The following is a 16,236-nucleotide window of genomic DNA, read 5'->3' on the forward strand; positions in this document are numbered from 1 at the left end:
GGCCCCGGCCGGTCCGTCCCGCTTCCCCCTGCCCGGATCACTCGGCGTTGCGGATCGCCGAGATGTCGAACAGCAGCTTGATCTTGTCGGACACCAGCACGCCGCCCGTCTCCAGCGCGGCGTTCCAGGTGAGGCCCCACTCGGAGCGCAGGATCTCCGCCTTGCCCTCGAAGCCGACGCGCTCGTTGCCGAAGGGGTCCTTGGCGGCGCCGTTGAACTCCAGGTCGATGGTGATCGGCTTGGTGGTGCCGAGGATGGAGAGGTCGCCGGTGATGCGGTAGTCGTCGCCGCCGAGCGCCTCCGCGGAGGTCGAGCGGAAGGTCATCGTCGGGAACTCGTCCGTCTTGAAGAAGTCCGCGCTCTTGAGGTGGCCGTCCCGGTCGGCGTTGCCGGTGTCGATGCTGTCCATGCGGACGTCGAGGGAGGCGGTCGAGCGGGACGGGTCGGTGCCGTCGAGGTGCAGCGAGCCCGAGAAGTCGAGGAATCCGCCCTTGACGTTGGTGACCATGGCGTGGCGGGCGACGAAGCCGAGCGTGGTGTGCGACGGGTCGATCGTGTAGTCGCCGGTCAGCGCGGCCAGCTCGGGGTTCACCGAGGAGGCGGTCGTCGCGGCCGGCTCGGAGGAGGCGTTGTCGTTCTTGCGGCCGAAGATGCTCATGACGTGTCTCCTTGGGAGGTGTTCGTTCAAGGTTCAACTAGCTGAACGAGGTTCACCGTAGACCTATTCCGTTCAACTTTCAACCTTGTCGATCGGGTGATCAATATATTACGCAGCGTTGATCTCCGCTCGCGGAGCTGATACGGCATGGGCATGACCCCCACGCGCCGTTCGTTCCTGCTCTCCGCGACCCTGGCGGCGACCTCCACTCACCATCCCGCGCACGCCGCGCTCTCCACCACCGCCGAGCCCGAGCCCGCCGAGCCCGACGAGTTCGCCGCGCTCCGCCGCCGCTGGCTCACCCTCGCCCTGGGCGCCGGCTACGACCCCACCGCCGAGCCCTACGCCTCCCGCCTGCGCGAGACCGGCGAACTGGCCCGCGGCTTCCGGGCGACCATGGCGCCCGCTCCCCGCTCCCTCTGGCCCGACCGCCCCTTCGACCCGCCCGCCGGCATCACCCGGAGCTACGCACGGCTGTGGACGATGACGCAGGCGTACGTCCAGCCGGGCACCGGCTCGACCGGCGACGCGGGCCTCCTCGCAGACGTCGTCCGCGGCCTCGACCACCTCTCCACGACCGTCTACCACCCCGCGACCACCCGCTACGGCAACTGGTGGGAGTGGCAGATCGGCAGCCCCCGCCTCCTGACGGACATCGTCGCCGCCCTCCACGACGAACTGACGCCCGCCCTGCGGGACGCCGCCTGCGCGGCGATCGACCACTTCGTCCCCGACGCGATGCTGCGGGAGTACAGCGGGACCTCCACCGGCGCCAACCGGGTCGACCTCTGCCGCAGCGTCGCCCTGCGCGGCATCCTCGGCCGGACCCCCGCGAAGATCGCCCTCGCCCGGGACGCCCTCACGCCGGTCTTCCCGTACGTCACCCAGGGGGACGGGCTGTACGCCGACGGCTCCTTCGTGCAGCACACCTGGGTCGCCTACTCGGGGACGTACGGGCAGGTGCTGCTCGACGGGCTGGGGCGGCTGTTCGCCCTGCTGGCCGGGTCCTCCTGGCAGGTCACCGACCCGGGCCGGCAGATCGTCCTCGACAGCGTCGAGCGGGCGTACGCCCCCCTCATCCACGACGGCCTCGTCATGGACACCGTCAACGGCCGGGCCATCAGCCGCGGCCACCTCAGAGGCGACGACCGGCACGTCCTGCGCGGCGACCACTTCCACGGACAGGCGCTCATCGCGGCGCTCGCCCTCCTCGCGCTGGGCGCCGGCACGGCCGAGCGCGAGCGGTGGCACGGACGGATCAAGGGGTGGATCGCGCGCGACACGGTCACCCCGATCCTCACCGCCCCCCAGTTCGGCGTCGCGGACCTCGCCCGGCTCCACGCCGTCGCGGCGTCCCCGGCACCACCCGCCCCCGACCCCGTCGGCCACCACCTCTTCGCCGCCATGGACCGTGCCGTCCACCGCCGCCCCGCCTTCGTGGCCGCCCTCTCCCTGGCCTCCGGCCGCATCGCCCACTACGAGTGCGGCAACGGCGAGAACCCGCGCGGCTGGCACACCGGAGCGGGGATGACCCTGTGGTGGCCCCGGGGGCGCGGCGCCCGGTCCGACCAGTACACCGACTGGTTCTGGCCGACCGTCGACTGGTACCGGCTCCCCGGCACGACCGTCTCCACCAGGCGCCTCGCCGACAGGGAGGGCGGCGAGTGGGGCGCGCCGAAACCCGCCGTCCGGTGGGTCGGCGGGACCACGGACGGCGAGTACGCGGCGATCGGCCAGGACCTCCAGGGCCTGGGCTCCACCCTGCGGGCCCGCAAGTCGTGGTTCTGCGTCGACGACTCCGTCATCTGCCTCGGCGCCGGGATCCGCTGCGCGGACGGCGTCCCGGTCGAGACCGTCGTCGACAACCGCAACCTGGGCGACCCCGACGCCGACGGGCACCACCCCTTCGTGCAGGGCTCCGGCTGGGCCCACCTGGCGGGCCACGGCGGCTGGGTCCTGCCCGGCCGCACCGGGGCGGACCTGCGCACCCTCCGCGAGGACCGCACCGGCGCATGGTCCGACATCAACACAGGCGGCACCACCGAACGCCGCACCCGGCGCTGGCAGACCCTCTGGCTGGACCACGGCACCGACCCCACCGACGCCACCTACGTCTACGTCCTCATGCCCGGGGCGTCCCGCCGCGCTGTCGCGGCCCGCGCCGCCGAACGGCGCTGGTTGTCGGTCCTCGCCAACGACAGCGCGTGCCAGGCGGTCCACGTCGCCCCGCTCGGCGTGACGGCCGCGAACTTCTGGACGGCGGGCCGGTCCGGCCCGCTCGCGGCCTCGGCCGGCGCGAGCGTCCTCCTCCGGCGCCGCGGCCGCACCGCCACCCTCCGCGTGAGCGAACCCCCGCGCACCGGGGCGCCGGTCGAGGTCACCTGGAACGGACCGGTCCGCTCGGTGTCCCGGACCGATCGCTCCGTCGAGGTGCTGGAGGCGACGGGCCGCCGGCTACGGCTCCGCGTGACCCCCGGCACCGCCTGCGCCACCCACACCTGTGAGGTGACTCTCGCCCGAGGCGAGCACCCGCCTTTGTGAGACCCCGACAACCCGCACACCCCCTGAGCAGTCGGGTCGGCTGCATGCCTGAACAGTTCTGTTCAGGGGTACCAGGAAAACGCGCCGGAGACTGTACGGAGTCAACGGCCCGGTTTTCTTGTCCGACTTCGTAAGGTCGCTACATGACCGTTTTGGATGAGGCGCCGGGTGAGCCGACGGACGCGCGCGGGCGAGTGGCCGAACTGCACGAGATCCGTGCCCAGGCGATCGCCGGCCCGAGCGAGAAGGCGACCGAGGCGCAGCACGCCAAGGGCAAGCTGACCTCCCGGGAGCGCATCGAACTGCTGCTGGACCCGGGCTCCTTCAACGAGGTCGAGCAGCTGCGCCGGCACCGCGCCTCCGGCTTCGGCCTGGAGGCCAAGAAGCCGTACACCGACGGTGTCGTCACCGGCTGGGGCACGGTGGAGGGCCGCACGGTCTTCGTCTACGCCCATGACTTCCGCATCTTCGGCGGCGCCCTCGGCGAGGCGCACGCCACCAAGATCCACAAGATCATGGACATGGCCATCGCGGCCGGTGCCCCGCTGGTCTCCCTCAACGACGGCGCCGGCGCCCGTATCCAGGAGGGCGTCTCCGCCCTCGCCGGCTACGGCGGCATCTTCCAGCGCAACACCAAGGCGTCCGGTGTCATCCCGCAGATCAGCGTGATGCTCGGCCCCTGCGCGGGCGGCGCGGCCTACAGCCCCGCCCTGACCGACTTCGTGTTCATGGTCCGTGAGACCTCGCAGATGTTCATCACCGGCCCGGACGTCGTCAAGGCCGTCACCGGCGAGGAGATCACCCAGAACGGCCTCGGCGGCGCGGACGTGCACGCCGAGACCAGCGGCGTCGCGCACTTCGCGTACGACGACGAGGAGACGTGCATCGCCGAGGTGCGCTACCTGCTGTCGATGCTCCCGCAGAACAACCGCGAGAACCCCCCGCGCGTGGAGCCCTCCGACCCGGTGGACCGCCGCAGCGACGTCCTCCTCGACCTGGTCCCCGCGGACGGCAACCGGCCCTACGACATGGCCAAGGTCATCGAGGAGATCGTCGACGACGGCGACTACCTGGAGGTCCACGAGCGCTGGGCCCGCAACATCATCTGCGCCCTCGGCCGGCTCGACGGCCAGGTGGTCGGCATCGTCGCCAACCAGCCGCAGACCCTCGCGGGCGTCCTCGACATCGAAGCCAGCGAGAAGGCCGCCCGCTTCGTACAGATGTGCGACGCCTTCAACATCCCGATCATCACTCTTCTGGACGTACCCGGCTTCCTCCCTGGTGTAGACCAGGAGCACGGTGGAATCATCCGCCACGGCGCGAAGCTCCTCTACGCCTACTGCAACGCGACCGTGCCCAGGATCTCCCTGATCCTTCGCAAGGCGTACGGAGGTGCGTACATCGTCATGGACAGCCAGTCCATCGGTGCCGACCTCACCTACGCGTGGCCCACCAACGAGATCGCGGTGATGGGCGCCGAGGGTGCCGCCAACGTCATCTTCCGCCGGCAGATCGCCGAGGCCGAGGACCCCGAGGCGATGCGCGTCCGCATGGTCAAGGAGTACAAGGCCGAGCTGATGCACCCGTACTACGCGGCCGAGCGCGGCCTCGTGGACGACGTCATCGACCCCGCGGACACCCGCTCCGTGCTCATCCGCTCCCTGGCGATGCTGCACACGAAGCACGCCGACCTGCCCTCCCGCAAGCACGGCAACCCGCCGCAGTAACCGGCCGGTCTCTTCGCCGTACCCCTGCGGAAACCTCATCCACGGAGACTGACACCCATGAAGCTTCCTGACATTCGCGTCGAGAAGGGCCACGCCGAGCCCGAGGAAGTGGCCGCGATCACCGCGCTGCTCCTCGCCCGTGCCGCGGCCCGGCCCGCCGAGACCCCGGCCCACCACGGCCGCGCCCGTGCCGGCTGGCGGCGCCTGGAGCGCGAGCCCGGCTTCCGCGCCCCGCACAGCTGGCGGTGACCCGGCGGCATCCAGCCGCTCCGAAGGCCCCGGCGCCTCCCGACAAGGGGGGCGGCCGGGGCCTTCGCGTGCACGGGGTGACCCGGACGAACCGCGCCACCGGCCCGCGCCGCCGTCCGCGCCCTGCTGCGCCGCGACGACTCGGCTCCTCCTCACCGCCCGGGAACGAAGGGGCGGGACCCCGGCAACGCGAAAAGGGGCCCCTCTCGGCGAGAGACCCCTTCGTACGGCTGAGCGTCGCGGACCTACCGCAGGCGCGCCATCAGCGCGTGCTCGACCAGCGTGATCAGCGCCGACTTCGCGTCGGCACGGTGCCGCGCGTCGGTCGTGATGATCGGCGTGTCGGGCCCGATCTGCAGCGCCTCACGGACCTCGTCCGGGTTGTACGGCTGCTGACCGTCGAAGCCGTTCAGGGCGATGACGAACGGCAGCCCGCTGTTCTCGAAGTAGTCGACCGCCGGGAAGCAGTCGGCCAGCCGCCGGGTGTCCACAAGGACGATCGCGCCGATGGCGCCGCGGACCAGGTCGTCCCACATGAACCAGAAACGGTCCTGGCCGGGCGTGCCGAACAGGTACAGGATCAGGTCCTGGTCCAGGGTGATGCGGCCGAAGTCCATGGCGACGGTCGTCGTCGTCTTGTCTCCGGTGTGGGTGAGGTCGTCGATGCCCGCGGAAGCGGACGTCATGACGGCCTCGGTACGCAGCGGGTTGATCTCCGAGACGGCCCCGACGAACGTGGTCTTGCCCACGCCGAAGCCACCCGCCACCACGATCTTCGCTGAGGTGGTGGAGCGGGAAGGACCGCCGCTAGAGCTTGCGAAGTCCACTGAGCACCCTTTCGAGCAGTGTCACGTCTGGCTGGCCACCGGCGTTCTCGTCGCCGCCGGGCTGATGAATGGCGACCAGGCCCGCCTCCGCCAAGTCGGCGACGAGGATCCTGGCCACGCCGAGAGGGATCGTCAGCAGGGCCGAGATCTCGGCCACCGACTTGATCTCCCGGCAGAGGTTGCAGATCCGCTGATGCTCGGGCAGTTGGCCCTGCATCTGATGCGGCTGCGCGGTGGTGTGCACCAGCGCCTCGATGGCGAGCTGGTAGCGCGGCCTGGTGCGGCCGCCCGTCATGGCGTACGGGCGCACCAGGGGGTTGCTCGCCGTTCCCGCGGGAGACGGCTCGGGGCTGCGGCGATGCGGTTGTACCGGCTGGATGCGTGGCGCCGGCGGTTGGTCGTACGGCGAAGGACCGGGGCCCTGCGGTGCGTACGGCTGCTGACGGCTCGGTGCGGAGGGGAAGTTGTACCGGTTCTGGTCACCCTGGCCCGGCCCCTGGCCGGGGTAGGACCAGTTGCCCGACGATGAACCGCCTGGGGGTGTTGCCACGTTCTCTCCTCCTCCGACTGTGCTGGCATCCATGGCTCATGGGAAGCCGCGTCCCGAAACCTTACGGCCCCGGGACGCCAAAACGCACCGTCCCCCTGTCAGTTGAGCAGGCTGCCCTGTAGCTCCGCTCGGAGATCCGGGGTCAGAACCGTGCCGGCACGGTCCACCAGAAGGGCCATCTCGTACCCGATGAGGCCGATGTCGGCTTCCGGGTGTGCGAGAACGGCGAGGGAGGAACCGTCGGAAATGGACATGATGAACAGGAATCCCCGCTCCATCTCCACAACCGTCTGATTGACGCTGCCACCCTCGAAGATGCGGGAGGCACCCGCGGTCAGAGAGGTCAGACCCGACGCGACGGCCGCCAGCTGGTCGGCTCGGTCGCGCGGAAACCCTTCCGACATCGCCAGAAGGAGTCCGTCGGCGGAGACCACCACCGTGTGGGACACCCCGGGGGTGTTGTCCACGAAGTTGGTGATCAACCAGTTCAGGTTCTGTGCCGCCTGGCTCATCGGGCTCACACTAACGCTCCTGGTTGTAGGTGCTGTCAGGACCGAAGCCCTGGCCGTTCGTTTCACTGCCTGCGTTGCGCCCCCGCTGGACACCGCGACGCAGGTTGCTCAGCCTGCCCCGGACGTCCTCGGGAGCGCGGGAGATCTGTGGACCTCCCTGAGGGGTCGCCGTGGCGGCCCCCTCGACCAGGTTGGCCTTGGGCACCCGCCGCGGCAGGCCGGAGGAGGTGACCCCGCCCGCCTTCGGCTTCTTCAACTGGGACGCCTGCTGCCAGCGCTCGTCGTTGGCCGAGCGCCAGTCGCCGTTCGGCCCCCCGGTCGTCGGCTGCTCCTGGGACACATCCTGTCGTCCGTTCACGGCGCCCGCGCTCGTGCCGCCCATGCTCGCGGTGGACCCGCGGCGGGGGAGGCCGGCGTCGGTCAGCGCGTGACCGGCGGAGGGGATGGATCCCGGACGGTCGAAGCCTACGCGGTCCGGCTCCTTCACGTCAGCGGCCTGCGAAGATTCCGGTTCCGGAGCGTACTCGGAGCGGTAGGAGCTCTGGTAGTCCTGCTGCTGCGGCCAGTCGTCCTGATAGGACGACCCCTCGAAGCCCGAGTACGTCTCCGGGGCCGCGGGGGCCTGCTCCTCCTGCGCGGACTCCGCATAGGAGGGTTCCGGGTAACCGCCGGTCGCGGAGAAGTCGCTTCCGCCCTGCGGACGCCCGTTCCCGTTCTGCGCGGCGCCGCCCTGGCCGAAGTACGCCTCGTCGTACGACGGCTGCTGCGGCTGCTCGTACGCCGTCTGCTGGTCGTAGGCCCGCTGCTGGTCCACATAGGCCGTCGCGCCGTTGTCGTAGGACGGCTCGGGCGCCTGGAAGTCGTCGCCGTAGCGCGGTGCCTCGATGGCCGCCTGCGGGTCCTGACCGTGGGTCTGGGCCTCCAGGGCCGCGCGGCGCTCCTCACGCATCAGGGAGCGGCCCACCGGGTCCAGCTCGCGGATGTCGTCGGGTATCTCGTAGCGGCTGTCGTCGAAGCCCAGCTCCGCGGCGGTGCGCATCGGGACGCTCTGCTGCTGGTACCCGTGCTGCTCCGGGATGATCTGGGAGACCGTGAACTGGTCGGCCGGCTGCTGCTCGCCACCGCCACCATGGGTGATCACGTCCGGGAGCATGACCAGGGAGGTCGTGCCGGCCTGCTCGCCGGAGGGGCGGAGCTGGACGCGGATGCCGTGGCGGTCGGAGAGGCGGCCGACCACGAACAGGCCCATGCGCTGGGAGATCGCGGCGTCCACGGTCGGCGGGTTGGCCAGCTTGTGGTTGATGTCCGCGAAGTCCTCGGCGGTGAGGCCGATGCCCTTGTCGTGGATCTCGATCATCACGCGGCCGTCGGGCAGCCGGGTCGCGGTGACGCGCACCTTGGTCTGCGGGGAGGAGAACGTGGTGGCGTTCTCCAGCAGCTCGGCGAGCAGGTGCACGAGGTCGGTGACGGCGCGGCCGTGGATCTCGGCCTCGGGGACACCGGACAGCTCGATGCGCTCGTACTGCTCCACCTCGGAGGAGGCGGCGCGCAGGACGTCGATGAGCGGGACGGGCTGGTCCCAGCGGCGGCCGGGCTCCTCGCCGGCGAGGACCAGGAGGTTCTCGCCGTTGCGGCGCATACGGGTGGCCAGGTGGTCCAGCTTGAAGAGGTTCTCCAGCTGGTCGGGGTCGGCCTCGTTGTTCTCCAGGTCGGTGATCAGGGTCAGCTGGCCCTCGATCAGGGACTGGTTGCGGCGCGAGAGGTTGGTGAAGATCGCGTTGATGTTGCCCCGCAGCAGGGCCTGCTCGGCGGCGAGCCGGACCGCCTCGCGGTGCACCTGGTCGAACGCGCGGGCGACCTCGCCGATCTCGTCCGTGGTGGTGATCGGGATCGGCGCCACCCGGGTGTCGACCCGGCCGGGGTCGGTGCGGGAGAGCTGGTCGACCAGCATCGGCAGCCGCTGCTCGGCGATGCCGAAGGCGGCGTTGCGCAGCTGGCGCATCGAGCGGCTCATCTGGCGGGCCATGATCCCGGCGATGATGAACGCGGCGAGCAGGGCGACCACGACGATCGCGCCGTTGATGTAGGCGTCGCGCTGGGCGTCGGAGGCGATCGTTCCGGCCTCGTCCACCGCGCGGTTGATCAGTTCGTTCTCGACCTCGCTGTACCCCTCGAACTTGAGGGTGGAGGCGGCCATCCAGGTGGCCGGGGTGATGCCGAGGGCCTTCAGCTCGTCGGGCGACCGCCCGCTGCCTATCGCCTCGATCATCTTCAGCATGGAGGAGGGCGGCGCGGTGAAGTCCTGGCCCTTGGCCTTGGCGGCGGCCGCGGCGTCGGTGACCTGCTTCTTGCCCTCCTCCTCCTTCTGTTCGAGGACCTGCTGGAGCCGGGCGGCGTCCGCCTCGGTACCACCGGAGACGTACTCCTGGATGGCGATGTTCTCGAGGTAGGCGTACGAGGCGAAGGCGGTGATCTGCCGGCGGAAGGTCGCCTCGTCCTCGCTGGGGCGGATCAGCAGGTGCATGCCGATCGCGCGCTGGAGGGAGGAGGCGCCCTTGGCGAGGGCGATCGCGTAGACGGTACGGCCGTAGGCGGTGACGTTGCCGGTGCCGAGGCCGAGCTCGTTGGAGAACTCCATCAGCAGGTGCTCGACGGCGACGTAGCCCTCTTCGGTCTGTACCGGGTCGGCGGCGCGGGTGTAGGCGGTCTGCCGGATCTTGTCGAGCTGCGGCTCGGCCTCCTCGACCAGGCGGAGACGGCGCTCCAGGCCCTGGCCGGAGGGCATCCCCACGACGGCGGTGTGGAAGGCGTCGGCCTTCTCGTCGGTGAGGGCGCGGGCGTCCTTGACGATGTCGCTGTCCCGCTTGCCCTGGAGCAGCGGCTCGGCGGAGAGGTCGCGCTCGTTGAGCAGGGCCTCGGCGTACTCGCCGGCGGCGGCCACGATCTTGGCCACCTTCTCGGCGTCGCGGGCCTCCTGCCAGGTGTTGATCGACCCCTTCACCTGGAAGCCGCCCATGACGAGGCCGACCAGCACGGGGATGAGCAGGATCGCGTTCAGACGGGTGGGTACCCGCCAGTTGCGAGGGGAGAGACGACTGCCGCTGGGCGCGGGAGCTGCCGTCGGCTCCGGTCCGGTCACTTGTGCGGGTGCCGCTCCGCGCGGCGGCGGGGTGAAGTTGCCCCGCGCCGACGGCTCGGGACCTTTCTTGCTTCGCCTCACTCGACCAACAACCTCTCGGCGCCGGCACCTACGTCGTGCCGCGGGTGACTCCACGCCCTAGTACGTCTTTGACTATTGGGCAGTTCAGGCATTCCAGCACGTCACGTTGCGCACTTCCAAACACTGGGAGGCAACGATTCCGCGTGATGTAAGTCCCAGATAAAACGGTCATACAGAGCTAGCTCCGGCAAAAAGCGGTGCGATCGTGAGCGCAGCGGTACTGATCGACCGCGACGCGTGGTCGTACCACCCTATTTCTCTGTCGAAACGTTATGAACACCGACGCCGACCGTGTCACAAGACACAGTCGGCACCGGTGTACCTACGACAACTGCCGTATGAAGTTGTGGACTTGATCCGTAATTCCGGTCCGGGTGCGGCTTTTTGCCCGCCGTGTCCCTAGCGCAGACGGGCCATGAGCGCGTGCTCGACCAGCGTGATCAGCGCGCTCTTGGCGTCCGCGCGGTGCCGCGCGTCCGTCGTGATGATCGGGGTGTCGGGCCCGATCTGCAGCGCCTCGCGGACCTCGTCCGGCGTGTACGGCTGCTGACCGTCGAAGCCGTTGAGCGCGATGACGAACGGCAGACCGCTGTTCTCGAAGTAGTCGACCGCGGGGAAGCAGTCTGCGAGACGGCGGGTGTCCACCAGCACCACGGCGCCGATGGCGCCGCGGACCAGGTCGTCCCACATGAACCAGAAGCGGTCCTGGCCGGGCGTGCCGAACAGGTACAGGATCAGGTCCTGGTCGAGCGTGATACGGCCGAAGTCCATGGCCACCGTGGTGGTGGTCTTGTCCCCGGTGTGGGTCAGATCGTCGATACCCGCGGACGCCGAGGTCATCACGGCCTCGGTACGCAGCGGGTTGATCTCGGAGACGGCACCCACGAACGTGGTCTTGCCGACGCCGAAGCCACCGGCCACCACGATCTTCGCGGAGGTGGTGGCCCGACCCTGTTCAGAGCTTGCGAAGTCCACTGAGCACCCTTTCCAGCAGAGTCACGTCCGGCGCGCCACCGGCGTTCTCGTCGCCACCGGGCTGGTGGATCGCGACGAGTCCGGCCTCCGCGAGGTCCGCGACGAGGATCCGTGCCACACCGAGCGGCATGGACAGCAGGGCCGACACCTCGGCCACCGACTTGACCTCGTGGCACAGGTGGCAGATCCGCTGGTGCTCGGGAAGCAGCCCCATCAGATGGGCGGGGTCCGCCGTCGTGCTGATCAGCGCCTCGAGGGCGAGCTGGTAACGCGGCCGCGTCCGGCCACCGGTCATGGCGTACGGCCGAACCAGCGGCTGGTCGCCCTCATCTCCGTACGGCTCTGCGTACGGATCGTGAGGAGCGGTGGGCGGGGTCATTGATCCTCCGAGCGGGACAGCAAGTCGGTCAGTCGTGCCGTCTGACGGGGGCCGGTGGGGGGACTGTGTCGGCCGGACGGTGATTTGGTGAGTTCTGTGGATCCGCAGGCGTCAGTGGAGCAGACTGCCTTGGAGTTCGGCGCGCAGGTCGGGTGTGAGAACCGCGCCCGCACGGTCGACAAGCAGTGCCATCTCGTAACCGACGAGGCCGATGTCGCACTCGGGGTGGGCCAGGACGGCCAAGGACGAGCCGTCCGAGACGGACATGAGGAAGAGGAACCCGCGCTCCATCTCCACGACCGTCTGAGCCACGTTCCCGCCCTCGAAGATCCGGGACGCCCCGGCCGTGAGCGAGGTGAGTCCCGAGGCGACGGCGGCGAGCTGGTCGGCCCGGTCGCGCGGGAACCCTTCCGACATCGCCAGGAGGAGACCGTCGGCGGACACGACGACGGTGTGGGACACCCCGGGGGTGTTGTCCACGAAGTTGGTGATCAACCAGTTGAGGTTCTGTGCCGCCTGGCTCATCTGGCTCAACTAACGCTCCTGCTGGTGAGTGGGGTTCGGGAAGCTGCCGGTCTGGCCGTTGCCGACCTGACGACCCTGCGCGATACCCCGACGGAGATTGGTCAGCCGGCCACGTACGTCGTCAGGCGCACGCGAGACCTGCGGACCGCTTTGGTGCTGTTGCTGCTGAGCCGTGCCCGGCACGAGGTTCGCGCGCGGGACTCGACGAGGCAGGCCGGAGGTGGTGACCCCGCCCGCCGACGGCTGACGGACGCGTTCGGCCTGGCGCACCAGGTCGTCATTGGGGGTGCTGCGCCAGGCGGTGGACGCCGGCGCGGCGGGGGCCGCCGGCCGCTGCGGAGCGGCCGGGGGCTCGGGGGCCTGGACGGGGCGCTGCGGGGCGACGCCGTTGCCCGGCTGCCGCTGCGGCTGCTGCCCACCCTGGCCGTTCTGCCCGTTCTGGCCGCCCTGACCGTGGAACCAGTTGGTCTCCAGCGTGTCGTACAGCGGGGTACGGCCGTCGCCGGGGCCCGCGGCCGGCGGCAGCGCCTCCGGCTCCTGGCGCGCGGGGCGCTGCGGGGGCATCGGGGGACGCTGCGGCTGGCGGGGCCCGGCGAAGCTCTCGCCGTTGACCTGCGGCCGCTCGAACTGACCGGTGTCCTGCGGGTTCTGCCGGCCGGACGGGTCGTACTGCCCGGTGTCCTGGCCGCTGTGCCGTCCGAGGACGCCGAACTGACCGGTGTCCTGGCCGTTCGCCCGGTCCGGCGCGTCGTACTGGCCGTTGTTCTGCGGGGCCGGGCGGCCGGGCACGGGGAACTGGCCCGTGCCGGAGCCGTCGTAGCCCGCCGTGGCGAAGCGGCCGGTGGACGCCGGGTCCTCGGCGCCGCGGGACGGACCGCCCGACACGGGCGGGGCACCGGCGCCGCCGAACACGTCGGGGCGCACGAAGGATCCGGAGCCGTTCTGCCCGGCGGCCGGGGCGTCGAAGTCGGGACGCGGGAACTGCGACGTCGAGGCCGGACCCTGGTTCGGGTCGACCCGCGGCATCGGCGCCGTCACGTCCGGCTGCTCGTCGTGGCCGCGCGGGGCGTCCAGCGAGGCCCGCGGCGCCGGCGGCTGCGCGTTCTCGTCGCTCCAGCTCGGCGTGCGCGGGGCGTTGCCACCGGGCAGCTCGGCGCGCGGGCCGCCACGGCCGGGCAGCTGCGGCCGGCGCCGGCCGGAACGCTCCTTGCCCTGCTTCGGGGGCACGGCAGCGGGACCGCTGTCACCGGCGCCGCCCTGACGCGGCGCACCGCCGTCACCGAAGCTGCCGCCGGAGCGCAGCCCCGAGCCGCCGCCGGCGAAACCGCCCTGGCGCCCGGAGTCGTTGAAGTTCTCGAAGTTCCTGGTGTCGGGACCACTGGTCCCGGCGGCCTGGAGGCCCTGCGGGGCACCCGGGGCCTGACCGCCGCCGAACGCGCCGGCACCGGCGCCCGCAGGGGCGGGCCGACCGCCCTGCGGGGGCATCGGCGGACCGCCCTGCGGCCCGCGCTGACCACCGGGGTTGCCGGGGCCGCCGGGGGTGCCGGGCAGTGCCGCGCGCGGGCCCTGACCGGCGCCGACCTGGCCGCGCTGCGGGGCGCCCCCGAGCAGACCGCCGCCGGAGGGGCCGCCGCCGAGCTGCGGACCCGACTGGCCGGCCTGGCGACGCGCGGCGGCGGCACCTGCCGCGGCCTGCGCGGCGGCGGGGCCACCGGTGGACGGAGCACCCTGGCCGGGCTTGCCGGGCGCGGGCTTCTTGTTGCCCTGCGCGACGTCCACGGGAAGCATGACCAGCGCGGTCGTGCCGCCCGAGTCGGACGGACGGAGCTGGATGCGTATGCCGTGGCGCTGCGACAGACGGCCGACCACGAACAGACCCATGCGGCGGGAGACCGACACGTCCACGGTGGGCGGCGAGGCGAGGCGCTCGTTGATCGCCGCGAGGTCCTCGGGGGAGAGGCCGATACCGGTGTCGTGGATCTCGATCAGCACCCGCCCGTCGGGCAGCGCGTGACCGGTGACCTTCACCTTGGTCTGCGGCGAGGAGAAGGAGGTCGCGTTCTCGAGCAGCTCGGCGAGGAGGTGCACGAGGTCGTTGACCACACGGCCGGCCACCTCGGTGGTCGGCACGGAGGCCAGCTCGATGCGCTCGTACTGCTCCACCTCGGAGGCGGCGGCGCGGAGCACGTCGACCAGCGGGACCGGGCGGGTCCAGCGGCGGCCGGGCTCCTCACCGGCGAGGACGAGGAGGTTCTCGCCGTTACGGCGCATGCGGGTGGCGAGGTGGTCGAGCTTGAACAGCGAGGACAGCTGGTCCGGGTCGGCCTCGCGGGACTCCAGTTCGGAGATGAGCGAGAGCTGACGCTGGATGAGGCCCTGGGAGCGGCGCGAGAGGTTGGTGAACATCGCGTTGACGTTGCCCCGGAGGAGGGCCTGCTCGGCGGCGAGGCGGACCGCCTCGCGGTGCACGTCGTCGAAGGCCGCGGCCACCTGGCCGATCTCGTCCCGCGAGTGCACACCGACGGACTCGACCGAGGTGTCGACGTCCTGCGGGTCCGACTCCGACAGCTGCTTGACAAGCTCGGGCAGGCGGTCCTGGGCGACCTTGGTCGCCGTGTCCTGCAGCCTGCGCAGCGAGCGGATCATGGAGCGGGCCACGACGAACGCGCCGACCAGGGAGACACCGAGGACGAGCAGGATCAGCGCACCGGAGATGATCGCCTCCTGCTCGGCGTCGGCACGGAGCGCGCGAGCGGTCTGCTCCATCTCCTCCAGGAGCGAGCCCTCGATCTTCTCCATGCGCTCGATCTTGGTACCGGAGTCGTCGATCCAGTCCTTGTACGAGCGCTTGTCCTGGCCGCGCAGACCGCCGGCGCTGGCGAGCACGCGGTCCGCGTAGAGGTCGGAGGCCTCGATGGTGGGGCTGGCGTCGTCGATCGGCTTGGTGAGGACCTCGGCGCCGTCGCCGTAGATGTCCGCGAAGGCGGTGCGGTCGGACTCCTCGTTCGCGAGCGCCGAGCTGGCGTAGAGCCGGTCGTTCTCGGAGAGGGTGCCGAACGTGTCCTTGTTCTCCGGCAGGGCCGCGGCGATGACCGCGCGCTGCACGGACGCGTACTCCTTGGCCGAGGAGAACGCGGCCAGGGCGCGGGTGCGCTTGATCATGTCCGGGTTGCTGGTGGCCTCCGCCATGTCCTGGGAGAGTTCCAGCAGCTGGATGATCAGACGGTGGTAGGCCTCGACCGTCTGTGTGGAGTTCTTCGGGTCGGCGTAGGCCTTGTTGCGGACGCTGTTGAGGTTGTTCAGCTCACGCACGACGCGCACGAGGCTGTCGCGGACGCCGGGGAGGTTCTGGGTGGTGCTGGAGCTGTCCGCTTCCTGCGTCGCGTCGGCGAACAGGACGCGGGCCTGGTCGGTCTTCTCACGGGCGCCCTTGACGGTGAAGTCGCTGGCGTCCAGACCCTGGGCGAGGGGACCGGCGGAGAGGTCGCGCTCGTTCTGCAGCGCGTCGGCGAGCTCGGTCGCCTGCTTGGTCATGTCGGTCAGCAGCCGCATGTTGTCGAGCTGCTGGATGTCGTCCACGTTGTCGCCGATGCGCAGCGCGCCCAGCGAGGTCGCCGCCACCACGGGGAGGGCGAGCAGCGAGACGAGACGAGTGGAGATGCGCCAGTTGCGCAGGGCTACTCGTGATCCGGGACCGGTCACGCCGGCCGTGTCGCCCTTGGGCTTGCCGGGCGGAACGGGAGGAGCTGACGCGCCGGTGCGCCCGGAGCGCTCACCGCCGTCGCCGATCTCCGCCGGACCCGGGTTCTGGGCGTGCTGGGGGGAGGAACCGTTACCGGCTCCGTTGTGTGGCTCCGGCTCCGCCGAAGCGCTGCCATCCCTCTTGAAACGTCCCTGCACTAGCGTCGCAACCTCTGGACCAGGCGCCCCGCCGAATGAACGGCGGGACGGTGTCGGCGTCTTGGGGGCGCCCTGAATTACGTCCCCTGTTGGTGGTCGTGAGTGACCGGCGCTGGCTCCCCCTTCCACCGCCGCCCGGCGCTGCTCTGCGCCGCTGCGCGCCGGCACGATCC

At 71.0% G+C, this 16,236-nt stretch carries 12 protein-coding genes; 3 read left to right on the forward strand and 9 right to left on the reverse strand.

Features of this window, described 5'->3' with window-relative positions; translation table 11 throughout:
• Positions 1–37: 37 nt before the first annotated feature.
• Positions 38–658 carry a YceI family protein gene (locus GSY65_RS26515; protein WP_159773361.1) on the reverse strand — a complete coding sequence of 207 codons (621 nt, stop codon included), beginning with the start codon at positions 656–658 and terminating at the stop codon, positions 38–40.
• Between the two features lie 147 nt (positions 659–805).
• On the opposite strand from GSY65_RS26515, the gene GSY65_RS26520 reads away from it, so the two are divergent.
• The 3 genes from GSY65_RS26520 to GSY65_RS26530 all read left to right on the forward strand — a co-directional run bounded on the left by GSY65_RS26520 (position 806) and on the right by GSY65_RS26530 (position 5,175).
• Positions 806–3,199: a polysaccharide lyase 8 family protein gene (locus tag GSY65_RS26520; protein WP_159773363.1), complete on the forward strand. Its 2,394-nt coding sequence runs from the start codon at positions 806–808 to the stop codon at positions 3,197–3,199.
• A gap of 143 nt (positions 3,200–3,342) precedes the next feature.
• The gene (locus tag GSY65_RS26525; RefSeq protein ID WP_159773365.1) at positions 3,343–4,926 is read left to right on the forward strand and encodes an acyl-CoA carboxylase subunit beta; all 1,584 of its coding nucleotides are present in this window, start codon (positions 3,343–3,345) and stop codon (positions 4,924–4,926) included.
• A 57-nt stretch (positions 4,927–4,983) separates the two neighbouring features.
• A complete protein-coding gene (locus GSY65_RS26530) occupies positions 4,984–5,175 on the forward strand; it encodes an acyl-CoA carboxylase epsilon subunit (RefSeq protein WP_159773367.1) in 192 nt (63 codons plus the stop codon).
• Between the two features lie 245 nt (positions 5,176–5,420).
• Here GSY65_RS26530 and GSY65_RS26535 read toward each other — a convergent pair whose 3' ends face one another.
• The 8 genes from GSY65_RS26535 to GSY65_RS26570 form a co-directional block, all read right to left on the reverse strand.
• Entirely contained in the window at positions 5,421–6,002 is a 582-nt protein-coding gene (locus GSY65_RS26535; RefSeq protein WP_009314218.1) for a GTP-binding protein, read from the reverse strand.
• Positions 5,983–6,552, reverse strand: a complete 570-nt coding sequence (locus GSY65_RS26540; protein ID WP_159773369.1) for a DUF742 domain-containing protein — start codon at positions 6,550–6,552, stop codon at positions 5,983–5,985. Before GSY65_RS26540 ends, GSY65_RS26535 begins: the two co-directional genes overlap by 20 nt.
• Before the next feature lie 98 nt (positions 6,553–6,650).
• A complete protein-coding gene (locus GSY65_RS26545) occupies positions 6,651–7,064 on the reverse strand; it encodes a roadblock/LC7 domain-containing protein (protein WP_004983065.1) in 414 nt (137 codons plus the stop codon).
• A gap of 10 nt (positions 7,065–7,074) precedes the next feature.
• Positions 7,075–10,284 (reverse strand): sensor histidine kinase, encoded by a 3,210-nt coding sequence (locus GSY65_RS26550; RefSeq protein ID WP_201452679.1) that lies wholly within the window; start codon positions 10,282–10,284, stop codon positions 7,075–7,077.
• 399 nt (positions 10,285–10,683) lie between these two features.
• Positions 10,684–11,259 carry a GTP-binding protein gene (locus tag GSY65_RS26555; RefSeq protein ID WP_055714096.1) on the reverse strand — a complete coding sequence of 192 codons (576 nt, stop codon included), beginning with the start codon at positions 11,257–11,259 and terminating at the stop codon, positions 10,684–10,686.
• Entirely contained in the window at positions 11,240–11,638 is a 399-nt protein-coding gene (locus GSY65_RS26560) for a DUF742 domain-containing protein (RefSeq protein WP_009314205.1), read from the reverse strand. The genes GSY65_RS26555 and GSY65_RS26560 overlap by 20 nt, the downstream gene beginning before the upstream one ends.
• A gap of 111 nt (positions 11,639–11,749) precedes the next feature.
• Positions 11,750–12,163 carry a roadblock/LC7 domain-containing protein gene (locus tag GSY65_RS26565; RefSeq protein ID WP_003973453.1) on the reverse strand — a complete coding sequence of 138 codons (414 nt, stop codon included), beginning with the start codon at positions 12,161–12,163 and terminating at the stop codon, positions 11,750–11,752.
• A gap of 9 nt (positions 12,164–12,172) precedes the next feature.
• Positions 12,173–16,063: a sensor histidine kinase gene (locus GSY65_RS26570; protein ID WP_159773371.1), complete on the reverse strand. Its 3,891-nt coding sequence runs from the start codon at positions 16,061–16,063 to the stop codon at positions 12,173–12,175.
• Between the last annotated feature and the right edge of the window lie 173 nt (positions 16,064–16,236).

The sequence above is a fragment of the Streptomyces sp. HM190 genome (genome assembly GCF_009857135.1).
In the GTDB taxonomy this organism is placed as follows: Bacteria; Actinomycetota; Actinomycetes; order Streptomycetales; family Streptomycetaceae; genus Streptomyces; species Streptomyces heilongjiangensis.